Below are 26,992 nucleotides of genomic sequence, written 5' to 3'. Positions count from 1 at the left end.
AACTGCCCATTGCCCCCAGAGCTTCATATCAAGACTTAATCCTGGAATGGATTCTGAACCAGGATTGTGTCATCACGTTCAGGGCTTGTTGATAACAGAGCAACCGGAGCACCAATCAGCTCTTCAACATGCCGAACGTATTTCACAGCTTGTGCTGGCAATTCTGCCCAAGTCCGTGCGCCTTTGGTCGTTTCCTTCCAACCAGGCAGGGTCTCATAAATAGGAACAACCCGCGCCTGAGCACCTTGAGATGCCGGAAGGTAATCGATTCGCTCACCATCTAGCTCATAACCAACACAAATCTTAATTTCATCCAGTCCGTCCAAAACGTCAAGCTTTGTCAATGCAATCCCATTGATTCCGCTGGTGCAAACGGTTTGTCGGACAATCACTGCATCAAACCAGCCACACCGACGACGACGACCAGTGTTCGTTCCAAACTCGTGCCCGCGAGTACCGAGGAACTCACCAACTTCATTCTGCTGTTCGGTTGGGAATGGACCTTCACCTACACGAGTGGTGTAAGCTTTGGTGATACCCAGAACGTAATCGATGGAGTTTGGTCCCAGACCACTACCAGCAGCAGCCTGACCCGCAACTGTATTGGAGGAGGTTACAAACGGATAAGTGCCGTGGTCGTTGTCCAGCAGCGCGCCCTGCGCACCTTCAAACAACAAACGCTTACCTTCACGACGCGCTTTGTCCAGCATGTACCAGGCTTTATCCATGTACGGCAGGATCTTATCAGCAACGTCTTCCAGCTCTTTGTAGATGGTCTCAGCAGAGATCTCATCGCGACCCAGACCGCGCAGAATAGCGTTGTGGTGGGTCAGCAGACGATCAATCTTGGCTGGCAGCGTGCTCATGTTTGCCAGGTCCATCACGCGAATTGCACGACGACCGACTTTATCTTCATAAGCAGGGCCGATACCGCGTTTGGTGGTACCGATTTTGGTACCTGCCGGGCTTGCATCTTCACGCAAAGCATCAAGCTCGCGGTGCAGGCTCAGAATAAGAGTAGCATTGTCAGCAACACGCAGGATTTCCGGGGAGATCTTAACGCCCTGCTCTTCAAGACGTGCAATCTCAGCAACCAGTGCATGAGGGTCAATCACAACGCCATTGCCAATGACAGAGAGTTTCCCACGAACAACACCAGATGGCAGCAGTGCCAGCTTGTAGCTCGTTCCGTCAATTACAAGCGTATGACCTGCATTGTGTCCGCCTTGGAAGCGTACAACGACGTCGGCTTGCTCAGAGAGCCAATCGACAAGTTTACCCTTACCTTCGTCACCCCATTGTGACCCAACTACGACAACGTTGGCCATGATTCTTCAGCCCTCCTGCGGCTGCCAGCGTATTCCTAAAATACGCCGTCATACGATTTGCTATTTCTGTATAAAGTGGCTTGCCAGCTCAGAATGCAAATCGTGAGAGACAACATAAGAAACCCCGGCGTAAGAGCCGGGGCGCAGTTACAGCGCCTTATAATCTGTCAATCTCTTAAATACGAGCCCTTTTCCTTCAAAATTAGGCCAAGACTGTAATTTTTGCGATCAGAGTGAACCTCTGTTGATTGTTTTACTCGCAAATCGGGTGGTACAGCCACAACAGCAAGTGATATTACTAGCTCAAGTTCCAATTTCTCATTTTTTGCAATTCCTGCAAGAAATTTCACTAAGTTGAATACGCTTTATGAACGCACAAAAACTTGACTGGCTGGGCTGGTCTATTCTTCTCTTATTAGGCACCTTGTGGGGTGGCGCATTTTTCTTTGCCAAAGTCGCAGTCGCAGAATTCAATCCCATCACACTTGTTTTCTTAAGAGTAGCAATCGCAGCAATCGCCATGTGGGGCTTCTTACTCATCTCAAAGCAGTCCATACCGCTCTCTACAAAATGGATTGGCAGCTTCCTCCTGCTGGGCTTCTTAAATAATGTAGTCCCCTTCTCCCTCATCTTTTGGGGTCAGCAATACATTGCCTCCGGATTGGCATCCGTACTCAACGCCTTTACACCCATCTTCACGATGATTGTCATGCAGGTCCTCAGCAATGAAGAGAAGCTGACAGCAACCAAGCTCGTCGCGGCAGTGATCGGTGTTGTCGGAGTTGCCATCATGGTTGGCAGTGACGCATTGAGCGGTGCCAGCAATCAGGTTTGGCCTCAGCTCGCAGTTTTAGGGGCCGCTCTCTCATATGCATTCGCCGCATTCATCATCATGCGCCTCAAAAAGCTACCACCTGCAGCTCTGGCAACTGGCCAGCTCTCCGCTTCAACGATCTTGCTGATACCTGCGCTCATTTATACAGCGCCAACTCAGCAACTGATAGAGGCATCCGCTTCAACATGGGCAAGCGTTCTCGTTCTCGCTCTCGCTTGCACAGCTTTTGCTTACATTCTGTATTTCCAGCTTTTCAAACTCGCAGGAGCAACCAACGCAGCTTCTGTCACACTCGTAATTCCGGTCAGCGCAATCATTCTGGGCGCAATTTTCCTGAATGAACGTCTCGAAGCCAACCACTGGATCGGTATGGCAGCAATCTTCATCGCACTGCTACTGATTGATGGCCGCTTAACCAGCAGATGGATAGGCAAAAAACAAGTAATTGCATAACAAAAAAGCCTCCAGTCCCTACCGTAATGGGGATCTGGAGGCTTCTTAATAAGCAGCGCCTGACTGTATCAGCAACGCTTCAGATAAGCCGCCAGAATATCACGTGCAGCCAGCAGGTCGCTCTTATCAATCATCTCGGTCACTGTGTGCACATAACGTGTACCAACCATGATGCCAACAGCCTTTGCACCAGCAGCGGCTTGCTGAGCTGCTGCCCCATCCTGCCCACCACCGTTTAACATGGTGCGCTGGTATGGAATTTCTTCTTCAATAGCCAGATTTTCGATTTCTTTCACAAGTTCCAGGTCAGCAATGAACCAACCGTCCTTCACGTGAAGCCCAAAACCCTTGCCTTGCTCAGTCGTTTGATCTTGCTCTGGCACCCCAGGTGTATCGCAAGCAAGCGTGATATCAACTCCAAGGCCAATATCCGGTTTAATGGCATAGGCCGCAGTCTTCGCACCGCGCAGCCCAACCTCTTCCTGACAGGTAAAAGCGACATAGATTTCGCAGGAATGATCCGCCTCGCCAAGCGCACGCATAGCTTCAATGCCAAGCCAGCATGCAACCCGGTTATCCATCGCTTTGGAGACAACCTTTTCACCCATCTCGATCAGCGGCTCATCAAGAGTGACCATGTCACCAACCTTGACCACTTCCCCGGTCTTCTTACCTAAACCAAGATCAATAATGAACTCAGTGACTTGAGGGATCTTTTTTCGCTCTTCAGGTGATGCAATGTGAACTGGTCGCCCAGCCGGATTCATTACAGCCTTCAGATCGCCCTCATCTGTGGAGACCAACACACGACGGGAGAAGAGATTGCGTGCATCAAAACCTCCGACCGGCTGTACATAGACAAAGCCTTTCTCGGTGATATGCGAAACAAGGAAGCCAATCTCATCCATATGGCAGAGCAGCATAACCTTCTTTGGTTTATCACCATTTTCAGGCGCCTTGCGTGCATCACGGCGACAGATAAGAGATCCCATTGCATCCGTTTGAACATCATCAAACAGGCCTTCAATCTCTTTCAGAATTATCTCGCGTACTCGATGCTCATGCCCCGGGACACCAGGGGTTTCACAGAGACGGCGCAGCAGATCAATATTCATAATAGCTTTCTACTTCGAAATGGAACCAGCCTGCATCATGGCGCCAAGTTCAAAGATAAGCAATTTCCACCAGTCTCATGACCACCGGAAAAAGAAAAGGCGGTCCGAAGACCGCCTTTTGCTAATCTATACCTATAAAATAGCTTAGCCCTGCTGAGGGAAATGCAGAAGCTTCGCCTGGTTCACCTGCGCAATCGCAGCAATTTCATCCACGGTCGTCTCAGAAATTTCGCCATCAATCTCAACAAGACAGATCGCTTCTTCACCTTCAACCTTACGGCCAAGGTTAAACGTCGCAATGTTGATCTTTGCATCACCAAGAATGGAGCCCAGCTGACCAATAAAGCCCGGCTTATCCTGGTTGGTCACATAGAGCATGTTCTCGCCAAGCTCTGCTTCCATGTTGATGCCTTTGATCTGAATAATACGCGGCTTCTGATCACCAAACACCGTACCAGCAACAGAACGTTCCTGACGCTCAGTGATAACAGTCAGGCGAATATAGTTCTCATAAGCACCATGTTGTTCGCGGCGAACATCTTCAATCACAATGCCGCGCTCTTTGGCAACTTCGGGAGCAGAAACCATATTCACCGTCTGCAGCAGAGGACGCAGAACACCTGTAAGTGCAGCTGCGGTCAAAGCCTTGACGTTCATTTCTGCAACATCGCCTTCGTATTCAATACGAACCGCTTTGATGCCTGTCTCTGTCGCTTGACCAGCAAAAGACCCAAGCTGCTCCGCCAGCTTTACAAATGGAGCGAGGCGTGGCGCTTCTTCCGCAGTAATGGATGGCATGTTCAGAGCGTTGGAAACCGCGCCGTTGACCAGATAGTCAGACATCTGCTCGGCAACCTGCAGCGCAACATTTTCTTGAGCTTCAGAAGTGGAGGCACCAAGGTGAGGCGTGCATACGAGGTTTGGAGCACCAAACAGAACGTTCTCTTTAGCTGGCTCAACCGTGAATACGTCAACCGCAGCACCCGCAACCTTGCCACTATCCAACGCAGCACGCAGCGCATCTTCGTCAACCAGACCACCACGTGCACAGTTGATGAGGTAGACACCATCTTTCATGGTCTCGATTGCATCCGCATCAATAATGTTACGGGTACGATCAGTCAGCGGGGTATGCAATGTAATAAAGTCAGCGCGCTTGAAGAGGTCTTCCAGCTCAACCTTCTCAACACCAAGGTCAATAGCACGTTCATGAGACAAGAACGGATCGAACGCAATCACCTTCATTTTCAAGCCGATAGCTCGGTCCGCAACAATAGAACCAATGTTACCGCAGCCAACCAGACCCAGTGTTTTTGAGGTGACTTCGTTACCCATAAAGCGGGATTTTTCCCACTTGCCAGCCTGCGTGGAAACATCCGCAGCCGGGATCTGACGGGTCACCGCAAACATCATCGCAATCGCATGTTCAGCAGTCGTGATGGCATTGCCAAACGGCGTGTTCATCACAACGATACCCTTGGCAGTCGCTGCCGGAATATCAACGTTATCGACACCAATACCAGCGCGACCGATAACCTTCAAATTGGTCGCTGCTTTGATGATCTTTTCTGTCGCTTTGGTCGCAGAACGGATCGCCAAACCATCATATTTACCAATGATTTCAGCGAGTTTTTCTTTATCCTTGCCAACATCTGGCAGGAAGTCGACATCGCAACCGCGTTCTTTGAAAATCTGAACTGCTTTATCAGAGAGCTTATCGGAAATAAGAACTTTAGGAGCCATCGGGCTAACCTTTCAAGTCAACGAAGGTACCCTCCCATTCATGTGTTGCGGGAGCCAGATACACTTCTTGCGTCAGGTTAACCGGTCACACTGGGCGACCGGAACTTTTTCGTTCAAAATAAGGAATTTTAAGCAGAAACCAGCTTTGCTTTTTCAGCAGCAAAAGCATAATCCAACCAAGGAATAAGCGCTTCTACATTGGCAGTTTCAACCGTCGCACCACACCAGATCCGAAGACCGGACGGCGCATCACGGTATGCTCCAATGTCGAATGCCACCTCTTCTTTGTCGAGCAGATTCACAATCGCTTTGGCAAATGCAGCTTGTGCTTTGTCATCAAGCTTCGTGATTTCCGGATCAACAATCTTCAGACAAACAGAAGTATTGGAACGGGTTGCCGGGTCAACTGCCAGGAAATCAACCCAATCAGTTTTCTCAGCCCAAGTGGAGATTGCAGCGGTATTTGCATTAGCACGAGCAATCAGTGCTTTCAGACCACCCAATTCTTTGGCCCAACCCAAAGCATCCAGATAATCTTCTACGCAAAGCATGCTCGGCGTGTTGATGGTTGCGCCTTCAAAAACACCATCGATCAACTTGCCGCCTTTAGTCAGACGGAAGATCTTCGGCATCGGCCATGCAGGCGTATAGCTCTCAAGGCGCTCAACAGCACGAGGTGACAAGATCAGAATGCCGTGCGCAGCTTCACCACCCAGCACTTTCTGCCAAGAGTAAGTCACCACATCCAGCCTATCGAATACCAGCTCCTGCGCAAAAGCAGCAGAAGTCGCATCGCAGATGGTCAGACCTTTACGATCTGCCGGAATAAAATCACCATTCGGCACACGCACACCTGAGGTGGTACCGTTCCAAGTGAAGACCACATCGTGGTCGAAATTTACAGAGTTGAGGTCTGGCAACTCGCCATAGCCAGCTTCAATCTTGCGTGCATCCGCAAGCTTGAGCTGCTTCATGACATCGCTAACCCAACCAGACCCGAAGCTTTCCCAGGCAACCATATCAACTGGGCGCGCACCAAGCAGCGACCACAGTGCCATTTCAACGGCACCAGTATCAGAAGCAGGAACAATTCCGATTTTGTAATCAGCAGGCACTTCGAGGACTTCACGTGTCAACTCGATAGCTTCTTTCAGCTTCGCCTTACCAATCTTTGCACGGTGAGATCTGCCAAGAGGCGCATCTGCAAGGATTGCAGGTGTCCAGCCCGGACGCTTGGCACATGGACCCGAAGAAAAGTTCGGGTTTACCGGTTTTGTGGCCGGCATTGTCGTATTCGTCATAATGACTACCCTTTCAGATAGGTGCCCCTCGTTGGGGAGGGGTGTCCCACCGACGGGTCTATGCGAAACGACTTATCTCGTCAACAAATGTTTTTTTGCAGAGCAACATTCAATCAATTAAACGCTGCGTACGATTAGATATATTTTGTATACTCACCCAGTGGATAACCAATCGTTCAATTCTGAATATCCTCTGGTTTTGCTCAAAAAAAGAGCCTGTCGCAGGACAGGCTCTGGAACGTTTTGGTCAGAAGTTAAACTGGAGACGCTCCAGTCTATGACCTAGTATTTCGTGACGATCGGCTGATCATATCCACCACTGGAAGACCCACCAAATTCATAACGCAATCCAACACGCACTTCATGCGCTACAAGCTTGTCATACTTGATGCCGGAAACTGTCCCATTACTTGCAAAAGACTTTGTTTTCACCGCACCAATGTTTAGATAGCGGTATCCTGCATCAATTTTCCAATTATCATCGATCTCATAGGACGTCCCCGCCATAAGAGCCCATGAGAAATTCCACCAATGCCCTTTAGGATACTTGACTCTGGTACCATCTGGATTGATAGCACGGACGTTCTTTGCGTTCACGTAAGATGCACCAACGCCAGCTCCAACATATGGAGTGAAGCCATTGTAATACCCCAGGTCAGCATAGACATTCCAAAGAACAGTCCAGACATCGAGTGTCGCGAACTCATCTGAGGTACCGGAGGTACTACAAACACCGATACACTCAGCCGTTGCTGTAAAGTCAGCATCCCATTCATAGTCTAGTGTTACATCTGTGCGAATGAAATCATTCACACGATAACCAACACCAACACCAACAATTCCCGTTGGCTCTAATTCTTCATCATTAAATTTGATATGGGAGAATTTCGCTTTTGGATTCTGATAGACCTTGTAGCCAATATCACCACGCAAATACCATCCACCACCGATTTCCACTTGTGTGAGCTCTGGCTCTTCTACGAATACAGGTGCTGGGAGATCGGCTGCATAAGCAACACCAGACGAAACCAGCGCAGCTGCGCTCAATGTCAGCACCTTACTAAAATACTTCATGCTTATGTCCTCTCAAACGGCACCTGTCACGCAAGATGATTGCCCTTAAATAAAAACTAAGCACTTTTTACAGAGAAAGAATTACCTATAAATTAACCAGTATTATTAACCCTAATATTTATTATTAACAAACAACGAACAGGCACAAATCAAGCAAATGCTAGAAAGTTAATTTGCATTTACTTATCCACCTCTCAGACTTCAAAACAAAGAAAGCGGACATCAGAAGATACCCGCTTTCAAAACTCGATAAATTAAATAATTTCAGTTAGCTAGCTGCAGCCTTTTTAACTGCGTCAACAATGCTATCAACCACCTTGTTCAGAAGATTTGCATCATCTGCCTCACCCATCACACGAATGAGCGGCTCAGTACCAGAAGCACGAATAACAAGACGCCCCTGTTTACCAAGCTTCTCTTCTCCAGCCTTAATAACCGCCTTAACAGCCTTATCTTCGAGAGGTTTACCACTCGCATAGCGCACATTCTTAAGGACCTGAGGCACTGGAACGAATCGATTACAAACCTCTGAGACCGGCTTTTTCATCTTCTTCACGCAAGCAAGAATCTGTAGCGCAGCTACGAGGCCATCACCAGTCGTGCCAAAGTCAGACATCACAATATGACCGGACTGCTCACCGCCAACATTGAAGCCACCTTCACGCATCCGCTCAACAACATAGCGGTCACCAACCTTGGTGCGTTCAAGAGAAAGGCCATGCCCTTTCAGGAACCGCTCCAAGCCTAGATTCGACATCACGGTAGCAACGATGCCGGGCGCCGAGAGACGGCCATCTGCTTTCCAGGATTCAGCAATCACGGCCATCAGCTGATCACCATCAACCACCTTACTATTCTCATCCACGATGATCACACGATCAGCGTCACCGTCCAATGCGATCCCGATGTCCGCCCGAACCTCATGAACCTTCTTGGCAAGCGCTTCAGGAGAGGTAGAACCACAATCCTTATTGATATTGAAACCATCTGGATCAACCCCAAATGGAAACACTTCCGCACCCAGTTCCCAAAGGATCTCTGGAGCAACGTTATAAGCAGCACCATTTGCACAATCGATCACAATACGCATGCCATTTAAGTTCAGGTCACGCGGCAGCGTTCGCTTTGCGAACTCAATGTAACGATCACGCGTACTATCGATGCGGGTGGCACGACCAATCATTGCAGGATCTGACAAGTTCAGACTCATATCGCTATCGATCAGTCGTTCAATTTGAAGTTCCACTTCGTCAGATAGCTTAAATCCATCTGGGCCAAAAAACTTAATGCCGTTATCCTGAAAAGGGTTGTGACTTGCGGAAATCATCACCCCAATATCCGCACGCATCGAACGTGTCAACATCGCAACACCGGGCGTTGGCATGGGTCCGAGCAAGAAAACATCCATGCCCATTGCAGTAAAGCCCGCTATCAATGCATTCTCAATCATATAGCCAGAAAGGCGCGTGTCTTTACCGATAACCACGCGATGGCGATATTTACCGCGGCGGAACACCACACCAGCAGCCATCCCAACTTTCAGCGCAACTTCCGCGGTCATTGGCCATTTGTTTGCAGTACCGCGCATTCCATCGGTGCCAAAGTATTTTCGCGACATTTATTATTTCCCTGAACTCTCAAATGCGGAGCGCAACGCTCACGATAAATCCAATTGAAGTGGTGATACATGTTTGTCCTCGCCTAGTCCTGTCAAATGATGTGTCCAATTATTACGGTTCACCTGCTATTTGACGCAGTAGCAAAGCCGAATTTTCATCAAGACAAAAGCCAAACAGTTGGGCCGAAATAGCAAATGCCCGACTGAACAGCCGGGCATTTTATTTTTCAAAGTGCCTTCAAGAAGACTGGCTATTAGCTCTGAGGTTGTGGGTTAAGCCCATCAGAAGCTTCACCGCCGTGCTTCTTTCCGCCAGCGGTGGGTACACCAGTAGAACGCGGAGTGGATGGACTATCATCACCGGTATCACGCACAGGCTGCTCACCATCAAGCATCTTGCGGATTTCATCACCGGAGAGCGTTTCATACTCCAACAAACCCTGAGCAATCAGATGCAACTGATCTTCATGCTCTTTCAGAACCTTATTCGCGGTCTCATAGCCCTGATTGACGAAGCTTTTTATTTCTGCATCAACCATTTTCTGGGTTTCATCAGAAACATTCTGGCTCTTCGCAACAGAGTGACCAAGGAAGACTTCTTCTTGGTTCTCACCGTAAAGCAACGGACCAAGCTTATCGGACATACCAAACTGCGTCGCCATAGCCTTTGCAAGCTTGGTTGCCATCTGGATATCGCCGGAAGCACCGGAAGTAACCTTCTCATAACCGAAGATCATTTCTTCAGCCACACGGCCACCCATAGCAACAGCAAGGTCAGCTTTACACTTCGCACGGGTCAAAGAAACCTGATCTTTCTCAGGCAACCTCATCACCATACCCAGTGCACGACCACGCGGAATAATCGTTGCTTTGTGTACTGGATCAGACGCAGGCATGTGCATCGCAACCAGCGCATGACCAGCTTCGTGATAAGCAGTCAGCTTCTTCTCTTCTTCGGTCATGACAAGCGTACGGCGTTCCGCACCCATCATCACCTTGTCTTTAGCATCTTCAAACTCGGCCATGGTGACTAGACGCTTGGACCGGCGCGCTGCAAGAAGCGCAGCCTCGTTCACAAGGTTCATCAAGTCAGCACCAGAGAAACCAGGCGTACCGCGAGCAAGTGTATGCACGTTTACATCTGGAGCCAATGGCACTTTACGCATGTGAACTTTGAGGATCTTTTCACGGCCAGTGACATCTGGATTTGGCACAACAATCTGACGGTCAAAACGACCCGGACGTAGAAGCGCAGGATCAAGCACGTCAGGACGGTTGGTAGCCGCGATGATGATCACACCTTCATTAGCTTCAAAACCATCCATTTCAACAAGGAGTTGGTTAAGGGTCTGTTCGCGTTCGTCGTTACCACCGCCAAGGCCTGCACCACGGTGACGGCCAACAGCATCGATCTCATCGATGAAGATAATGCATGGAGAGTTCTTCTTCGCCTGTTCGAACATGTCACGAACACGAGAAGCACCAACACCAACAAACATTTCAACGAAATCAGAACCGGAGATGGTGAAGAATGGGACGTTCGCCTCGCCTGCAACTGCACGGGCTGTCAAGGTCTTACCAGTTCCTGGAGGACCAACAAGCAAACAACCGCGTGGGATACGACCACCAAGACGCTGGAATTTCTGCGGGTCACGCAGGAACTCAACAATCTCTTGAAGGTCTTCCTTCGCTTCGTCAATGCCCGCAACGTCTTCAAACGTCACGCGGCCAGAAGCTTCAGTCAGCAGTTTCGCTTTGGATTTGCCAAAGCCCATAGCTTTGCCACCACCACCTTGCATCTGACGCATCACAAAGATCCAGATACCGAGGATCAACAGCATCGGTAGCCATGAAATCAAGGCTCCAAAGAGAGAGAAACTCTCGGAAGGTGGCTTCGCGTTAATCAAAACGCCTTTGGTTTGCAGCACATCAACATATTTGGCATCACTAGGCGCATAGGTCTGGAATGTACCGCCATTGCTGTATTTGCCGGTAATCTGTTGTTGTTGAATCGTGACCTCACGGATATCGCCTTGCTCAGCTTGATTGATAAACTGAGAATAAGCAATTTCATTAGTGTTACTTCGTGAGGTCGGGTTCTGAAAGAGCTGGAACAGCGCTATCAGCAACAGACCAATAATCACCCAGAGGGCAAAATTCCGGAAATTGGTGTTCATTTCGATCCCTTTACCGCAAGGTGGCGGCGATCCTCGCACGTGTCTCTGTCAAGATCATAGCGAGCCCTAATGGGCTTTCTACGTTTTCCTGAGAATGACACAGATTCTTTCTCAGTTTTCTTAAGGCCAACGGAATTTTGCCGGTTACCCCTGAAAATTCAGGATTGATGTTCCGTTAATTCCGACTTTACCAGCCCAGACGTTCAAATTGCATTCCTCTAAAGCATAAATGCATAGATTTAACAGAACGCCAGCAAAACCAAGATTTATTCAAAATGTTCTGCTCACTGGGACCATCGAAATTCCGTAGGTCCTCGATCTTACATCAGCATCAGCTGTTGTTCGACCAATCTTCTTCCAAGGCATGTAGGATACCCCACCAACAAAAACAATAAGCGGAGCTGTCAGAAATGCTGTTTTCAGCCAGTTAGCAGGAATTTCTAGCTCAAAATCTCCACAAAGCTCTTTTTGAACATAAGTGATTTTGAAGCCTTCTGCAGAATGCGCTGCTTTATAACGCCAGCGATCATCCCATATTCCCTCATCTCCTGGCTTAACCTCAATCTCTGGCAAGCCAGCCCTTCCAGCCTCCCGAAAACAAAACCAGATAGATTCGTCACGTGGTTTTGCCAGCGCAAATCGAACCCCGCCAAGAGTGGCCGCCCTGCTCCCATCTTCTGCTTTCAGAGTCTCATAAAGCCCTTCAAGCTTGGCAAGGCGCGGCATATAAGGAGCGCCGGAAATGTAGCGAACGAGTCGACCAACCAGCCTCAAGCCAATTTCATCGGGAATGTACTCCAGACACGAACTGTCAAAACGGACTGGTCCGGCACTATGAAACGTACAGGATTTCTCAGCTACTTCATCCACCCAAACATCAATCGCATCAGCAGTACGGGCCATGCGTCGCGCCGTGTCGGAAAGCTTCGCCGCAGTTAGCCCAAGTTCGTCAAGCTCCTGCTGCGCTTGGCGAAATTTCACACGCGTAAACTGCTCATCTTCATTAGAAGGATCTTCAAACCATGGCACCTGGGCAGAATGCAAAAGCGACTTGAGCCGAACCTTGCTGATTTCGAGCAGTGGACGGCAAATCTGAAACCCGTCCAACTCGCGGTCCTTACGAATACACGCAAGACCATAAACCCCACTGCCCCGCGCCAAACGCGTCAAAAACGTTTCTGCCTGATCTTCCAGATGATGGCCTAGAAAGAGCCCCTCACATCCATGGTCTTCAGCAGCCTGTCGCAAAAGAGCATAGCGCGCATCCCGGGCTTCCGATTGGATGTTTGAAGACGGTTTCTCACCAATCCAATGCAATGTCTCATGTGGCACTTCAATGCGCCGGCAATACTGCGCAACGCCTGCAGCTTCGCTGGCGGCCTCAGCACGCAAACCATGATCGACTGTGAAAGCATAAAGTTCAGGAGCAGAAAACCCCAGTTCCTGCGTCCACTGCTTCAAAAGATAAAGCAGAGCCATAGAATCAGCACCGCCGGACACACCAACGGCGATCCGGCGGAAAGACTTATACTCTCCGAAAAGCTCATTCAGCTCATCGGAAGAAAAGAGAGCAACTTGATTAGAGGCAGTTGTCACGTTTTTGTTGAACCTTGGCCTGCTCCAGCACAGCAGGGGCTGCAAACTGGAAATTGGCGAGAAGCTGCTCGTAAGTTTCACAAGCAGCGGGCGCATTCCCCATACCTGTAAGGGCAGTCCCCAATTTCAGCAAGCTTTCAGGAGCCAGTTCACTCTCAGGAAAATCAGTATAGCTTTTTAAAAAAGCTTGTGCAGCGTTCTCATACTGACGCTGAGCCAGCAGGCTTTCGCCAAGCCAGTGCTGCGCATTCGCAGTCAGCTCATGATCAGGATACATACCAAGAAACGTATCAAAGCCCTCAGTCGCAGCTGGGTAGTTGCCGCCAACCATCAGACCATAAACAGCATTGTAGTCCGACTGTGGGTCACCGCTCAGCAGTTCATTCACGCTGCCAGAGAACTGAAGAGAGCCAGAACTTGGTGCAGGTGTGGAACCGGTAGGCGCAGCGTTGTTGCCGCGTGCAATCTGAGAAAGATCCAACGGACCGCTGTTCGTTCCCTGTGCAGGCGTATTCAGCGTAGAAAGTTGCTGAGACCGATTTGTCGGAGCCGTCGTGCTCGGTTGCTGAACAACAGGAGGCTGGACAACGCGAGGTGTCTGGCCCGGATTTTCCAACTGCTGCAGGCGGTACTCAACGTCCTCCTGAGAACGGCGCAGAGCGTCTTCAGTCAGACGTAGTTTGTGATTGAGCTCTTCAACCTTGCCTGTCAGCAAGCGAACCTGCTCTTCAAGTTGACCAAGGCGAGCAGTGTTCTGTGCGGTTTCATTATTTTTGGATGAACCGAAAAGCTGCGCAGATGCTGGTAAACTTGTAGAGGTTACAAGCGCAAGAACAATAAAGCTTGTTGCAATACGTCGATAAAGAGCCATCAATTATCTCCTGAGACACCCTACAGGGGCCGGGTCGGAATTTCTCATCTCTTGGCAAGAGGAAAAGACGAAAATAGGGCACACATTCAGTGTTTCTCTCCTATTTGCGGCTTCTCCCCGACCAATTTCCGTTCTCCTACAAGTTTGCAGGAGTTTCAACAAAAAAGGCTCCCCCAAATTAGAGAAGCCTTTTCCAAATTTCAGCGAGTCAAACTCAATTACTGACCGTTCAGAACTGTCACAGCACGACGGTTCTGGCTCCAGCAGGAAGCCGCATTACAAACCGCAACCGGACGCTCTTTACCGTAGGAAAGAGTCTTGATGCGGGTTGGGCTAATGCCTTTTGCAACAAGGTATTCCCGAACGGCAGCTGCACGTCGCGCACCCAGTGCAATGTTGTACTGGCGAGTGCCGCGCTCATCAGCGTGACCTTCAATAGTAATTGAGTAGTTTTTATAGTGTTGCAGCCACTGAGCCTGCTTATCCAGCACTGCACGAGCAGAACCATCAATGGAGCTCTGGTTGTTGAGGAAGAATACACGATCCCCAACATTCACAACGAAGTCCTGTCCAGAGCCAGCTGCAACAGAACTATTGCCACTGGTCAGTTCAGGGCGTGTCTGCGAACAAGCTGCTGCGACGAGACACACAGCCACCACAGCAGCGAAACGCGCTCCGCGCGCGAACAGCGTCTTTGACATTTATAGAATCTCCTGTCCCTCAAACCCCGAGGGTTAAAAAAGCCCTAGACCAACTTGGTTAAGGGTAACTTGAATTTATTGGTTAATGAAGTGCTAATGACCCCAATTTCCCGCGAGAAATTGGGGGTCTCAGTTTCATGGTTAGTCGAGCAACGGAGACCACGCCGGATCTGATGCAAAGTTTGGCGTCTGAACCAGCTGTTCGTTATAGCCGGTCAGGTCAACCGTCCAGACCTGAGGACCGCCCTGCTCGCCCACGGTATCGCGGAAGAACGTCAGTACACGTCCGTTTGGAGACCAGGCTGGTCCCTCATTGTGATAGCCTTCAGTGAGAATACGCTCACCCTTACCATCTGGGCGAATAACGCCAATCATAAAGCGTCCCTGATGCACCTTGGTAAAGGCAATCAAATCACCGCGCGGCGACCACACAGGCGTTGAATACTGTCCTGGCCCAAAGGATATGCGTGTCGCACCGCTTCCATTTGAGTTCATCACATAAAGCTGCTGAGAACCGCCACGGTCACTTTCAAACACCACCTGGCTCCCATCCGGTGAGAAAGAAGGACTGGTGTCGATAGCGGCTGTATTGGTCAGGCGCGTAGTCCGGCGTGTCCGGAGATCCATGAGATAAAGGTTCGCATTGCTGCCCTGCTGCAAGCTCATGATGACCTTTTGACCATCAGGAGAGAAGCGCGGCGCAAACGTCATACCTGGGAAGTTCCCAAGAACCTCACGCTGTCCGGTTTCAATGTTGAACAGGTAAACCTGCGGATTACCGCCTACATAAGACATGTAGGTCACTTCCTGAGAGACAGGAGAGAACCGAGGTGTCAGCACAAGGTCATCACCACGGGTCAGATAGCGCACATTCGCGCCATCCTGATCCATAATTGCCAGACGCTTACGGCGCACATCCTTCGGTCCGCTTTCGTCAATAAAGACCACGCGGGTATCGAAGTAGCCTTTCTCACCAGTCAAACGCTGGTAAACCGCGTCGGAAATGATGTGTGCCAGACGGCGCCAGTTTTCCGGTGTGGTAAAGAACTGCTGGCCAATCAACTGCTGACCGGCAAACACATCCCACAAGCGAAATTCTGCCCGGATCTGTCCGTTTGCCTGCTGCGCGATAGAACCAGTCACCAAAGCCTGAGAACCAATGGTTCTCCAATCGCCAAAGCGCGGCATGGTGCCCACATTCATTCCCTGCTGAATATGCGCTGTCGGATCAATCGGGCGGAATAAGCCCGAGCGCTGCAAATCCGCTGCAACAACTTGAGAAATCTGCCCTGCCACGTCTTCCTGCAAGCCGGAACCTGCAAAGGGAGAAATTGCAATCGGCATAGGTTCAACGTTGCCCTGAGTAATATCAAGTTCAATCAGGGCATATGCAGGTTGAGAGATCGCAGCAACAGTAACAGCAGCAGCCACAAGGCGACATGCATGACGCCACAGCTGCTTGACTCCTGTTGTACGCATTGGGTTAAGCCCCATCACAAAGGACATAGACCTAAGCTCCTTTCAATCTCAATACCTAATATCCACGCATATCGCGAAGATCAAAATTCAGTGTGACTGTCTTCCAGGTTTCATACTTTTCAGCCGGAAGAGAGTAAGGCGCACAGCGGGCTACGGCTCTCACCGCACTTGTTGCAGCCGCTTTGTACTCAGGAGACTTTCCTGAGCTTAACACCTGCGGGGTTCCTACAAGTTCGCCTGATCGACTAAGATCAAACTGCAATCGCACCACTCCATCAGATCCGTGAGGAGGAATCCAACAACCGGCAATTTGATCTCGAAAAACAGCTAACTCGTCGCTGGTTAACGGCAGCAAAGAAGTACCGCTATCAGCCATGGCGGCACATCCAGAGAGAACACCTGTAGCGAGGACTAGTCTCGCCCCTACCTTAACCCTTTCGATACCCAAAGCTTTTCTCATAGCTATCCCGTCAGTATCCAAGCATGTCGCGAGGAGTAAAGTTCATGATAACAGTCTCCCACGCATCGTATTTCGCAATAGGCAGCACGTCTTGATAAGGTCCACAACGTAGGATTGCCCGCACTGCTGCGCCAGCTGAAGCCGCAAAAGCAGGATGAGAACTTGAGTTCAACACACGGGGCGAACCATCGACCTCTCCGGCTCGTGTCAGCTTAAACTCAACACTCACATTCAATTCGTGAGCATCCAGAGCTCCAACAGCTGGGTTCCAACACTGCCCGATCCGCCCGCGAAGCGCATCCAGTTCAGACTGGCTCATCTTCACGTTGGTCTGACCCAATTCGGATCCAAGAGAAGCCGGTTTTGCAGACTTTGCAGTCCCGCTCGACTTCGCATTCGTTTTGTTCAGCAAAGCCGCCATCTTCGAGTTAAAGTCTTCCTTCTTCTTCTTCGGCTCTTCCTTCTTCGGCGCTTTAGGGCGCGCTGGAGGCTTTGGCTTGGAACGTGGACGAACTTTAACGACCTGCTTCGGCTTTTCTGTTTTCTCGACTTCAGGACCAAGTTCTGCAGTCTCCGCAGGCGCCTTTTCTTTCGGCACTTCCTTTGGGGCTGGTTCTGGCTCAGCTGGTTCCGGTGGCGGCGGCGGTGTTTCAGCCTGCTGCACTTCCTTCTTCGCTTCCTGAACCTTCTTCACCTCTTTCTTAGCTTCACCGGTCTTTTTCTCCGGTTCTGGCTTTTCCGCAGGCTTCTTGGTCGGCTGCAACGCAGCCTCTTTGATTTCCTTCGCTTCTTTTGTGCCCAGCTGCAGCTTTGTCAGCTCGCTCACAGGCACAAGATCCACGGGCAGTGAATCCACCGGGGCAGTGTTCAGCTCTTTGCCGAAGTTAAGCGAAACCGCTCCGGCAACAAGCACGACCACGTGAACAACTAGCGATGCGATAAGGCCTGCACGCATTCCCGGTTAACCCTGCTCCTCTAGAGTGACGAGCCCAATGCGCTTGTATCCAGCAGCATTGATGCGACCCATAACTTTCATGATGATTCCGTAATCAGCATCCTGATCACCACGCACGTAAATACGCTCGTTGTAACCATTCTCGGCAATCGCACCGAGTTTCGCGATCAACTCATCAATAGGGATTTCGGTATCCTGAATGAACACGCCCCCATCAGACTTCACCGAAATCGCTATCGGCTCAGTGTCACCTTCCATCGCTTTTGCGCGAGTTTCAGGCAGGTCAATCGGCACGCCGACAGTCAGCAAGGGAGCTGCCACCATAAAGATGATCAGCAGTACCAGCATCACGTCCACCATCGGCGTTACGTTGATCTCGCTCATCGGTGCGTGAGAATGCCTGCGGCGACCACGTCTGCCACCTGCACGACCACCACCACCAGCTGCTCCAGTGCTCATACCCATGGGTTATCCTCGCTCATCAATGCGGCGGGACAAAATAGCGGAAAACTCATCTGCAAAGCCTTCCATACGCGCGGCAAGCTTGCCGGAATCGCTCTGCAGTTTGTTGTAAGCAATAACCGCCGGAATAGCTGCAATCAGGCCCAAACCGGTCGCAAACAGCGCCTCGGCGATACCCGGAGCCACAACGGCAAGGTTGGTGTTCTTGGAAGCTGCAATGGACGTAAACGCATTCATGATGCCCCAGACCGTACCAAACAGACCAACAAATGGAGCTGCACTGCCGATTGTTGCAAGGAACAACAGACGTTTTTCAAGACGCTCAACTTCACGGGAAATGGTCAAATCCATCACACGGTCGATACGCTGCTGCAAGCTGGCAATCGCAGGCTTATCCCCTTCATGAGAGCGCTTCCACTCACGCATCGCAGCCACAAACAATGCAGACATGCCGTTATTCGCGCGGGAGGATAAAGACTTATAAAGCTCTTCGAGAGACTGACCGGACCAGAACACATTCTCAAAACGGTTCATCTGGCGACGAGAGCGACCGTAAAGAACAATCTTGTCAAAGATAATCGCCCAGCTCCAGACAGAAGCAGCGATCAGACCGATCATTACAATCTTGACGACGATGTCTGCTTCCAGAAACAACGAAATGTAGGACAAGCCCGAACCCGGAGCTGCACCCAGCTCAACAGATTGCACGTCCTGAGCCGTTGCAGCCAATGGCGTCAACAAAGCCGCCGCTGCGCTCATGGCCACAACGAGTTTCATCACCTTAGAGTTCATGTAATAAGGACCTCTTGCCCTGATAACCCAAAGACCTGTCCACGGTAGAACCCCTGCCATGGACACAACCAGTCTATTAAACATTTAGCAGCCTTCCTGCCTGTCGAATTTGGCGAAACTTCGACTACAGCCAGCATTGAAGGCATAAATGAAAAGACCTGTTTAAGGTTACTGAAGGATTAAAAGGCTTCCAGTCCCGTTTAATTTGAATGAATATTGGTGATTTTTCGCGATGAGTATCGCGCTTATTCGCCGTTCATTTGGGCGATTAGATCCTTGGGCAATCTGCGAGGTTTCCCGTCTGCAGAAATAGCCACAGCAGTCACACGTGCTTTGATCAAAACTTCGTCACCACGCATAACTCTTTGGCTTATAAACATCCGGACACCCTTCACTTCACTGATATCCGTATGAACTTCAAGCACATCATCGATTCGTGCAGGCTTGAGAAAATCAATGTCCATATGGCGAACAGCAAACGCCAGACGCTCCCCATGCATGCCTGAATCCAGCTCATGATGATGCACACCGCGCATACGCAGCAGCTCAGTGCGGCCACGCTCCATGAACTTCAGATAAGCCGCGTGATAGACGACGCCGGAAAAGTCGGTGTCCTCGTAATACACACGCACAGGCAAAATATGTTCGTTACCGTCAATTCGCCCCGTCAGATCGGGCCAATTTGCCTCAGTTTTTTTAGTGTTCATATCTGCAGGTCAGTCTTCAGCGTGTTGAAAAAGAGCCATCTGAGGTGCATTCGGGTTATCAGGCACCACCAAACCAAGGTGTTTGAAAGCGATTGGCGTCAAAATTCGGCCACGCGGTGTCCGTTGTAGATAGCCATTCTGGATAAGATACGGCTCAACAATCTCTTCAATCGCATCCCGCGGCTCAGAAAGAGCAGCTGCAATCGTCTCGATTCCAACAGGGCCGCCACCAAAGTTCAGCGCAATCTGCTTCAGATAACGCCGGTCGAGGCTATCAAAGCCAGCGCTGTCAACTTCCAGCTGCCGCAAAGCACGGTCAGCAAGCCCACTATCAATCTCAGCATCTCCGGCAACAATCGCAAAGTCCCGCACACGGCGTAACAAACGTCCTGCAATACGCGGTGTCCCGCGGGAGCGCTTGGCAATCTCTCGTGCACCCGCATCACTCATGCCGATTCCCAAGAGTCGCGCACCGCGCTTCACAATCAACTCCAGCTCTTCCGGAGTATAAAACTCAAGCCGAACAGGAATGCCAAACCGGTCACGCAACGGCGTCGTCAGCAAGCCAATACGGGTCGTTGCGGCCACCAAAGTAAACTTGGCAAGGTCAATCTTCACAGATCGCGCAGCTGGCCCTTCACCAATAATGAGGTCGAGCTGGTAATCCTCCATTGCCGGATACAACACCTCTTCAACCGCAGGGTTGAGGCGGTGGATCTCGTCAATGAACAAAACATCCCGGTCTTCCAGATTGGTCAACAGCGCAGCCAGATCACCCGCTTTTGCGATCACGGGACCAGACGTTGCCCGGAAGTTCACACCAAGTTCACGCGCCATAATCTGCGCCAGCGTTGTCTTGCCAAGGCCCGGAGGCCCGACAAACAACACATGATCCAGCGCTTCACTCCGTGCTTTCGCCGCTCCAATGAAAACCTTCAGGTTTTCACGAGCCTGCGCCTGTCCAGTAAAGTCATCCAGCGTTTGCGGACGCGTTCCGCTGTCAATCTCGTCGCCCCGAATTTCAGGAGTAACAAGGCGATCCTCACCCTCATTCATTACGCAAGTTCCTTAAGGCCGAGGCGAATAAGTTTTTCAGCGCTTGCATCTTCACCTGCTGTTTTCACAGCAGCTGCCACAGCAGCTGAAGCCTGAGCAGGCTGATAACCGAGATTGGAAAGAGCCGAGACAGCATCTGCCACAGGCCGGGACGCCACATTTTCCGCAACGCTTTGGGAAATAGCAATGGTGTCATCTTCAACAGAGGCAAAGGCAGGCGCCTTGTCTTTCAGCTCTGTCACAATACGCTCAGCTACACGCTTACCAACACCCGGTGCCCGTGTAATCGCAGTCTTATCGCCCAGCGCGATCGCGTTCGCCACTTCTGTCGCGCGCATGATGCCTAAAATGCCCAGCGCAACCTTTGCCCCAACACCCTGAACGGTCATGAGAATGCGGAACCATTCACGTTCGTTGTCCTCGGAAAAACCGAAGAGCTTGATCATATCCTCACGGACCATGGTCTCAATGGCCAGCACAGCAGCTTCGCCGACACGCGGCAATTGCTGCAACACGCGAGAGGGGCAATGAACCTGATAACAAACACCCTGCACATCCAGCAGTACAAAATCATCGCCGTAACTGTCGACGACACCCTTGAGTTTCCCGATCATTTCAAACGCGCCTCCGCTGCGGCCAGACGGCCCGTTACACTACCCCGGTGATGACTATGGCAGATCGCAATCGCCAGTGCATCCGCCGCGTCGTCCGAATTAAACGTCGCCTTCGGCATTAACACCTTCACCATCATCCGGATTTGCTCTTTTTCCGCGTGTCCGGTTCCCACCACGGTCTTTTTCACCAGGTTCGGAGCATATTCTGAAACCACGAGATTGTGCAGAGATGGCACAAGCAGAGCGATCCCCCTCGCCTGCCCCAGCTTAAGCGTAGCTCCAGCATCCTTGTTCACAAACGTATTCTCAACCGCAGCCTCAGAAGGATCATAGCGTTCAATCACTTCTTGCAAGCCAGTGTATAACTGCTTGAGCCGTTCTGCGAGGGAGTACTTGCTGTTGGATTGTATCGTGCCGCTTCCAATGAAGCTGACGCGATTACCTTTGGCATCAATAATGCCCCAACCAGTGTTCCTGAGGCCAGGGTCAACACCCATGATTCGAATTGAATGATCCATAGAACAAACCGGTAACGAAAAATCTCCAAAGACGCTAGCCGGTAACCTCAACCAATCGCTTAATCCGTTAAAATTCAGGAGTAATCCACGCGTTCCTGCAAATCCTGCAGGTAAGGACCCGGTATGATTGAAGCATTGTCTGCACACTCCGCCTTGCAGTTGTGTCTGGTGGCTGGAGCCATCCTTTTGGCAGGTTTGATGCGTGGATTTGCCGGGTTTGGCTCAGGTATGGTCTGGATCCCCCTCGCCGCACTGGTCATCGGCCCAAAACTCGCTGCCGCCACACTTCTCATCCTCGACACCGTCATCGCACTGCCACTCATTTTCCCGGCAACCAAGCTGTGCCGATGGAAAAGCGTCGTGCCTGCCGCCATTGGAGCGATCCTTGCCGTTTCTGTCGGCGCATGGATCCTCGCCAATGCACCACCCTTTATTCTGCACTGGGGCATATCCATCGTAGTGCTCGCGCTGCTGGCCGTCCTCATGTCCAACTGGACCTATTCAGAGGAACCCAGCCGCAAGCAGAACCTCGGTGTCGGGGCACTCTCTGGCCTGCTTGGCGGCTTCAGCCAGATGCCGTCCATCCCCATCTACACACTTTGGGCAACCGGCCCCCATCCACAAAACGTAATCCGCGCTAACATGATCGTGTTTATCGCGATAGCTGACGTCTCCGCATATGCCTCTTACGCTTACAACGGCCTTTTCACAAAAGAACTCATACCGGTCCTGATCATCGCAGGCCCAATCTATCTGGGCTGCCTTATGTTTGGTGCGAAAGCCTTCAAAAGCGCACCTCCCACCTATTTCAAATGGGCTGCAAAAGGCATCATCTTCCTCGCAGCAGTCGTTTCGCTGCCATTCTTCCACGACCTCTAGCCATATCTGCCTCACTCAATTTCCCGCAGTTTCACAAGGCTAAAGGGCAGATTGTCATCTACAGAAGGGGGTAATTGAGAAATTCTCGACAATTCCTCCAATTGTCCCGATTGGAGGAAGGCACCTTCGTAACTTATAGTCCGCACAACTAGGAAGCCTAAAACCAACCTTCTCAGCAGAGGCATATATGCTCCCAGACGTCGCAGGACTCGAATCCCCGGCCTTCTTGATGGTGTGCGCAACTATAGCGCTTGCCGGGTTAACCCGTGGGTTTGCGGGCTTCGGAGCCGCGATGATCTACATGCCCATCGCCTCCGCCATTATGGAGCCAAAGCTGGCCGCCGCCTCCCTTCTCATAGTCGATGCAACAATCTCACTCCCCATGGTGGTCTCAGCCACCAAAATCTGCGACTGGAGAACGGTCCTTCCAGCAGCAGGAGGGGCAGTGATCACAGTATCTATCGGCGCATGGGTACTCACGAATGCCGATCCCTACGTTTTGCGCTGGGTTCTGTCCGGTGTGGTACTCCTCCTGCTAATCATTTTGATTTCGGGATGGCGCTACACCAAGGCACCCAACAAGCGCACCTCCTTTGGGGTTGGCGCAGTTTCTGGTCTGCTCGGCGGCATGACACAACTGGCTGGCCCTCCGGTCATCACCTACTGGATGTCAGGGCCCCTGCCCGTCAGCGTAATCCGCGCCAACCTGATCACATACTTCTTCTTCACCAGTTTCGGCTCATTTGCGGCGTTCTGGTGGAATGGCCTGATCACACAGGAACTGCTGCTCCTGTCACTCCTGATCTGCCCGGCATACGGCCTGAGCATCTATTTGGGAGCCAAAGGGTTCTCACTATCAAGCGGTCGGTCGTACCGCGCACTCGCTTATTCACTCATATTGGGAGCTGCCATCACAAGCATGCCAATTTTGGATGGAATTCTCAGATAATCTAAGACCACACACACACGTTGATAACGGCCAAGAGAAGCCTCAGGCAACCAACACGGCTTGCGAAACAAAGAAAAACAGCTTAGTTTCCGCAATAATATCCCTATAAACAGACGAAAAAACCAGATTTATGCCAAAATCATCGCTCGACAAGATTGACCTAGAAATCCTGAAAAATCTTCAGGAGGACGGCCGCCTGACCAACGTAGAGTTGGCAGGTAAAGTCGCCCTATCCCCATCTCCATGCCTGCGCCGCGTCAAAAACCTCGAGGACAGCGGTGTGATCAACGGTTATCAGGCATCCGTGAATCGCAAGACTGTTGGTCTTGGCATGACGGTCTTTGTTGAAATGCGCGTAGGCAAACAAAGCAAAGCGCAGATCATGTCAATCATTGAGCGCGTCACCTCTCAGCCAGAAGTCGTGTCGTGTCATCTGGTCTCAGGCCAATCCGATATCCTTGCTGAGATTGTTGTTCCAACGCTGGAAGCCTATGACGTCTTCCTCTCTGACTTCCTGATGTCGCTGGACGGCGTTGAAGATGTACGGTCCAACTTTGCAATCCGCACACTCAAAGCAAACGGCGCATTGCCACTACAGCATCTGGAATCCATTATCGACGACGATTAATCAATCACGAGGCGTCCTCGTTGTTACCTGAACCGGTAACGATCTGCGCCATACTGACCAGCTCGGAAATCCTGTCCTGAAGGAAGTTGCTGTTTTGAGCGATGAGCAGCATCTGCCTTTGATAAAGGCAAAACAAGTATGCACCAATACAAAGCCCCAATCCGATAAAGGAAAGGGACTGCCCGAGCAAAGCAAGGCCGATGTAGAGCAAAGGTGGGAACACAGTCACAGTGACTGAACACAGGGATACCCACCACTCTCCCTTATGAAAACCATTGATCGGCATGGTTAGAATAGCAGCTGTCGCAATCAGACAGCGCTCTTTCATTGTCCGGGCAATGTTCACTGCCTGCCGCAGATACAGCGCCGTCAACAGGCCAGTTATCGTCAGCACATACGGCGCACTGAGCATACAAAAGCCGTAGACCCGTGCCACCAACGGCGCCCTCTCCTCCCAGACACCGGAAGGTGTTTCCAGCACGGCACCAAGAACCAGAAGAGCGGCATAAGCAATCGCCAGCAAATGCAGCCGCCACGCCGAGCCGATAGCATGCTCAATCACGCGAACCTTGCCGTTTTCCTCACTCACGAACCTGCCTCAACCCTGATCATGGTCGCAAAAGGGTTTCACAGAGCCCCAACTAAACCAACTCCATTGAAATCAGGGGCCCCTCGCAAAACAAACACGCAACAAAAAAGGCGGCACGCAAAACGCACCGCCTCTAAAGCATAATCAGAAAACAGGCTTAGCCGAGCTTTGCCATGATTTCTTCTGAGATGTCGAAGTTAGAGAAAACGTTCTGCACATCATCATCATCTTCCAGCGCATCCATCAGCTTCATGATGGTGCCAGCTTTCTCTTCGTTCACTTCCACAAGGTTCTGCGGCTTCCAGATGGTCTTCACAGACTCAGCTTCGCACAGCGCTTCTTCCAGCGCCTTGGAAACGTCGGAGAGATCTTCGAAGGCACAGATAATGGTGTGGCCGTCTTCATCGCTCTCAACGTCATCAGCACCAGCTTCAATACCAGCTTCCATGACAGTGTCCGCATCACCAGCTTCAGGCTTGTAAACAAGCTCGCCAACACGATCGAACATGAAGGAAACAGAACCAGTCTCCCCCATGGAACCACCGTACTTGGTGAAGTAGGAGCGCACATTTGCAGCAGAGCGATTTTTGTTGTCAGTCAACACTTCAACAATAATCGCAGTGCCGCCTGGGCCATAACCCTCATAGCGAATTTCGGTATAATCAGCGCCGTCTCCAGCCTGAGACTTTGCAATCGCGCGGGCAATGTTGTCCTTCGGCATGGACTGGGCCTTCGCGTTCTGCACAGCAAGGCGCAGGCGCGGGTTCTTATCCGGGTCAGGATCACCCATTTTAGCAGCAACTGTAATCTCTTTGGAAAAGCGAGAGAACAGTTTGGAACGCACAGCGTCCTGACGTCCCTTGCGGTGCATGATGTTTTTGAATTTTGAATGTCCGGCCATAGGTCTTCCCGGCTTGTGTTTGCAAATAAAACTTATAGCTCGAAGGAGCGTTCACCAAGCCGCTGATAGCTTGGACAGCGCTCTCCCCGACACGCATGTCGCCTAAACGTCGAGCAAATTTGATGAAAGCTTATAAGACGCTTACACGACAAAATCCAGAGCAAGAAACCGCGAGAGAGCTTCCGACCTTCCTCTTCCCTACCAATCACCGTGTAAGCATGACGTTTATTCAGGCTTAGCTATTTGCTGTACTCGGCCAGAATGGTGGGATAATCTGCGACAAACGCCCGCCAATCCGTACTGGAGAGACATGCTTGGCCAGACCCGTGCGGTCATCCGTCTCAACAGCAACACCACAAACCGTTGCTTCACCCAATGCAGGTGTAAAACGGCTGCCATTCACTTTGCGCAGGAAGCGGTTGACCGGTTCTTCCTTATCCATACCCAAAACAGAATCATAATCACCACACATGCCCGCATCGGACATATAGGCCGTACCGCCCACCAGAACCTGATGATCAGCAGTCGGAACATGCGTATGGGTGCCAACAACCAAAGAGGCACGGCCATCACAGAAGTGACCCATCGCCTGCTTTTCACTGGTCGCTTCAGCGTGCATATCAATAATGATCGCATCAGCCATAGCGCCCAACGGGCAGTCAGCCAGAATTTTGTCGATAGCGGCAAACGGACAATCCAGCGCATCCATGTAAACGCGGCCCATCACATTCACTACCAGCACATCAGCACCATTCCTGGCATGGTAAAGGTTTGCGCCCTTACCCGGTGTACCTGATGGATAGTTTGCAGGACGCAGCAAGCGGTTCTGACGCTCAATGTAAACAAGCGTATCGCGCTGATCCCAAATGTGGTTGCCAGTAGTAACAACGTCAGCACCGGCATCCAGCACATTTTCAAGAATTTCTTCGGTGATACCAAAGCCTGCTGCGGAGTTTTCGCCGTTCACTACGACAAAATCCAATTGGTTGTCTTCAACGAGTTGAGGCAATTCGTCAGTCGCGGCATTGCGACCTGCGCGCCCAACAAGATCCCCAAGAAACAGCAGCTGCATTTACATACCCTTTCAAACGTACCCCCGAAATACCCGCTCGGCTTTCTATCAGGACACGCACAAAACAAACCGTAGAGCATGACGCGTAACTGCATTTAAACGCGAGACATGCCCTGCCA

26 protein-coding genes are annotated in these 26,992 nt (G+C 50.9%); 4 read left to right on the top strand and 22 right to left on the bottom strand.

All coding sequences use genetic code 11. The features are described from left to right. Window positions 1-35 precede the first annotated feature (35 nt). Window positions 36-1,328, bottom strand: coding sequence for an adenylosuccinate synthase (locus tag PsWM33_RS17830; RefSeq protein ID WP_063290209.1), 1,293 nt, complete (start codon window positions 1,326-1,328; stop codon window positions 36-38). Between the two features lie 367 nt (window positions 1,329-1,695). Between PsWM33_RS17830 and PsWM33_RS17825 the strand changes: the two genes are divergently transcribed. After that, a complete protein-coding gene (locus PsWM33_RS17825) occupies window positions 1,696-2,616 on the top strand; it encodes a DMT family transporter (RefSeq protein WP_063298455.1) in 921 nt (306 codons plus the stop codon). 68 nt (window positions 2,617-2,684) lie between these two features. Here PsWM33_RS17825 and PsWM33_RS17820 read toward each other — a convergent pair whose 3' ends face one another. The 18 genes from PsWM33_RS17820 to ruvC form a co-directional block, all read right to left on the bottom strand. After that, window positions 2,685-3,731, bottom strand: a complete 1,047-nt coding sequence (locus tag PsWM33_RS17820; protein ID WP_063298456.1) for a M42 family metallopeptidase — start codon at window positions 3,729-3,731, stop codon at window positions 2,685-2,687. 144 nt (window positions 3,732-3,875) lie between these two features. Beyond that, window positions 3,876-5,474, bottom strand: coding sequence for a phosphoglycerate dehydrogenase (gene serA / locus PsWM33_RS17815; protein ID WP_063298457.1), 1,599 nt, complete (start codon window positions 5,472-5,474; stop codon window positions 3,876-3,878). Window positions 5,475-5,602: 128 nt separating this feature from the next. Continuing rightward, a complete protein-coding gene (locus PsWM33_RS17810; RefSeq protein ID WP_063298458.1) occupies window positions 5,603-6,775 on the bottom strand; it encodes a phosphoserine transaminase in 1,173 nt (390 codons plus the stop codon). Between the two features lie 282 nt (window positions 6,776-7,057). After that, window positions 7,058-7,849, bottom strand: coding sequence for an outer membrane protein (locus tag PsWM33_RS17805; protein WP_063298459.1), 792 nt, complete (start codon window positions 7,847-7,849; stop codon window positions 7,058-7,060). A gap of 268 nt (window positions 7,850-8,117) precedes the next feature. Beyond that, window positions 8,118-9,467: a phosphoglucosamine mutase gene (gene glmM / locus PsWM33_RS17800; protein ID WP_063301079.1), complete on the bottom strand. Its 1,350-nt coding sequence runs from the start codon at window positions 9,465-9,467 to the stop codon at window positions 8,118-8,120. A gap of 254 nt (window positions 9,468-9,721) precedes the next feature. Beyond that, window positions 9,722-11,644 carry an ATP-dependent zinc metalloprotease FtsH gene (ftsH, locus tag PsWM33_RS17795; RefSeq protein ID WP_057461975.1) on the bottom strand — a complete coding sequence of 641 codons (1,923 nt, stop codon included), beginning with the start codon at window positions 11,642-11,644 and terminating at the stop codon, window positions 9,722-9,724. A 270-nt stretch (window positions 11,645-11,914) separates the two neighbouring features. After that, window positions 11,915-13,240, bottom strand: a complete 1,326-nt coding sequence (tilS, locus tag PsWM33_RS17790) for a tRNA lysidine(34) synthetase TilS (protein ID WP_063298461.1) — start codon at window positions 13,238-13,240, stop codon at window positions 11,915-11,917. Further along, entirely contained in the window at window positions 13,224-14,111 is an 888-nt protein-coding gene (gene ybgF, locus PsWM33_RS17785; RefSeq protein ID WP_063298462.1) for a tol-pal system protein YbgF, read from the bottom strand. The genes tilS and ybgF overlap by 17 nt, the downstream gene beginning before the upstream one ends. Before the next feature lie 218 nt (window positions 14,112-14,329). After that, on the bottom strand, window positions 14,330-14,812 hold the full coding sequence (gene pal, locus PsWM33_RS17780; RefSeq protein WP_063290216.1) for a peptidoglycan-associated lipoprotein Pal: 483 nt from the start codon (window positions 14,810-14,812) through the stop codon (window positions 14,330-14,332). 141 nt (window positions 14,813-14,953) lie between these two features. After that, window positions 14,954-16,291, bottom strand: coding sequence for a Tol-Pal system beta propeller repeat protein TolB (tolB, locus tag PsWM33_RS17775; RefSeq protein ID WP_063301134.1), 1,338 nt, complete (start codon window positions 16,289-16,291; stop codon window positions 14,954-14,956). A gap of 55 nt (window positions 16,292-16,346) precedes the next feature. Next, window positions 16,347-16,667: a cell envelope integrity protein TolA gene (locus PsWM33_RS17770; protein WP_153039859.1), complete on the bottom strand. Its 321-nt coding sequence runs from the start codon at window positions 16,665-16,667 to the stop codon at window positions 16,347-16,349. Between the two features lie 94 nt (window positions 16,668-16,761). Then, on the bottom strand, window positions 16,762-17,706 hold the full coding sequence (locus PsWM33_RS17765) for a hypothetical protein (RefSeq protein WP_063301078.1): 945 nt from the start codon (window positions 17,704-17,706) through the stop codon (window positions 16,762-16,764). A 6-nt stretch (window positions 17,707-17,712) separates the two neighbouring features. Then, complete coding sequence (tolR, locus tag PsWM33_RS17760) at window positions 17,713-18,171, bottom strand: protein TolR (protein WP_057461980.1); 459 nt, start codon at window positions 18,169-18,171, stop codon at window positions 17,713-17,715. A 3-nt stretch (window positions 18,172-18,174) separates the two neighbouring features. Continuing rightward, the gene (gene tolQ, locus PsWM33_RS17755) at window positions 18,175-18,960 is read right to left on the bottom strand and encodes a protein TolQ (protein ID WP_063291532.1); all 786 of its coding nucleotides are present in this window, start codon (window positions 18,958-18,960) and stop codon (window positions 18,175-18,177) included. 245 nt (window positions 18,961-19,205) lie between these two features. Next, window positions 19,206-19,667, bottom strand: a complete 462-nt coding sequence (gene ybgC / locus PsWM33_RS17750; protein ID WP_063301077.1) for a tol-pal system-associated acyl-CoA thioesterase — start codon at window positions 19,665-19,667, stop codon at window positions 19,206-19,208. 9 nt (window positions 19,668-19,676) lie between these two features. Next, window positions 19,677-20,723, bottom strand: coding sequence for a Holliday junction branch migration DNA helicase RuvB (gene ruvB / locus PsWM33_RS17745; RefSeq protein WP_063291530.1), 1,047 nt, complete (start codon window positions 20,721-20,723; stop codon window positions 19,677-19,679). Beyond that, window positions 20,723-21,337, bottom strand: a complete 615-nt coding sequence (gene ruvA, locus PsWM33_RS17740; protein WP_063301076.1) for a Holliday junction branch migration protein RuvA — start codon at window positions 21,335-21,337, stop codon at window positions 20,723-20,725. The genes ruvB and ruvA overlap by 1 nt, the downstream gene beginning before the upstream one ends. Further along, complete coding sequence (ruvC, locus tag PsWM33_RS17735) at window positions 21,334-21,855, bottom strand: crossover junction endodeoxyribonuclease RuvC (protein WP_082827053.1); 522 nt, start codon at window positions 21,853-21,855, stop codon at window positions 21,334-21,336. The genes ruvA and ruvC overlap by 4 nt, the downstream gene beginning before the upstream one ends. A gap of 123 nt (window positions 21,856-21,978) precedes the next feature. Here ruvC and PsWM33_RS17730 point away from each other — a divergent pair, with 123 nt between their 5' ends. From PsWM33_RS17730 to PsWM33_RS17720, 3 genes are all read left to right on the top strand, one after another. Beyond that, window positions 21,979-22,734 (top strand): sulfite exporter TauE/SafE family protein, encoded by a 756-nt coding sequence (locus PsWM33_RS17730; protein ID WP_063301075.1) that lies wholly within the window; start codon window positions 21,979-21,981, stop codon window positions 22,732-22,734. 187 nt (window positions 22,735-22,921) lie between these two features. Next, window positions 22,922-23,683, top strand: coding sequence for a sulfite exporter TauE/SafE family protein (locus PsWM33_RS17725; RefSeq protein WP_208994615.1), 762 nt, complete (start codon window positions 22,922-22,924; stop codon window positions 23,681-23,683). A gap of 130 nt (window positions 23,684-23,813) precedes the next feature. Continuing rightward, the gene (locus tag PsWM33_RS17720) at window positions 23,814-24,311 is read left to right on the top strand and encodes an Lrp/AsnC family transcriptional regulator (RefSeq protein ID WP_057461985.1); all 498 of its coding nucleotides are present in this window, start codon (window positions 23,814-23,816) and stop codon (window positions 24,309-24,311) included. A 4-nt stretch (window positions 24,312-24,315) separates the two neighbouring features. On the opposite strand, the gene PsWM33_RS17715 is transcribed toward PsWM33_RS17720, so the two are convergent. From PsWM33_RS17715 to PsWM33_RS17705, 3 genes are all read right to left on the bottom strand, one after another. Next, window positions 24,316-24,900: a hypothetical protein gene (locus tag PsWM33_RS17715; RefSeq protein ID WP_063301074.1), complete on the bottom strand. Its 585-nt coding sequence runs from the start codon at window positions 24,898-24,900 to the stop codon at window positions 24,316-24,318. Between the two features lie 157 nt (window positions 24,901-25,057). Further along, window positions 25,058-25,801 carry a YebC/PmpR family DNA-binding transcriptional regulator gene (locus PsWM33_RS17710; RefSeq protein ID WP_063301073.1) on the bottom strand — a complete coding sequence of 248 codons (744 nt, stop codon included), beginning with the start codon at window positions 25,799-25,801 and terminating at the stop codon, window positions 25,058-25,060. A 235-nt stretch (window positions 25,802-26,036) separates the two neighbouring features. Beyond that, window positions 26,037-26,873 (bottom strand): TIGR00282 family metallophosphoesterase, encoded by an 837-nt coding sequence (locus PsWM33_RS17705; RefSeq protein WP_063301072.1) that lies wholly within the window; start codon window positions 26,871-26,873, stop codon window positions 26,037-26,039. Between the last annotated feature and the right edge of the window lie 119 nt (window positions 26,874-26,992).

Origin of the sequence: Pseudovibrio sp. WM33, assembly GCF_001623165.1 — a bacterium.
Taxonomy (GTDB): domain Bacteria; phylum Pseudomonadota; class Alphaproteobacteria; order Rhizobiales; family Stappiaceae; genus Pseudovibrio.
The sequence above is the reverse complement of the archived record's forward strand: the minus strand, read 5'-3'. Positions and strand labels throughout refer to the sequence as shown.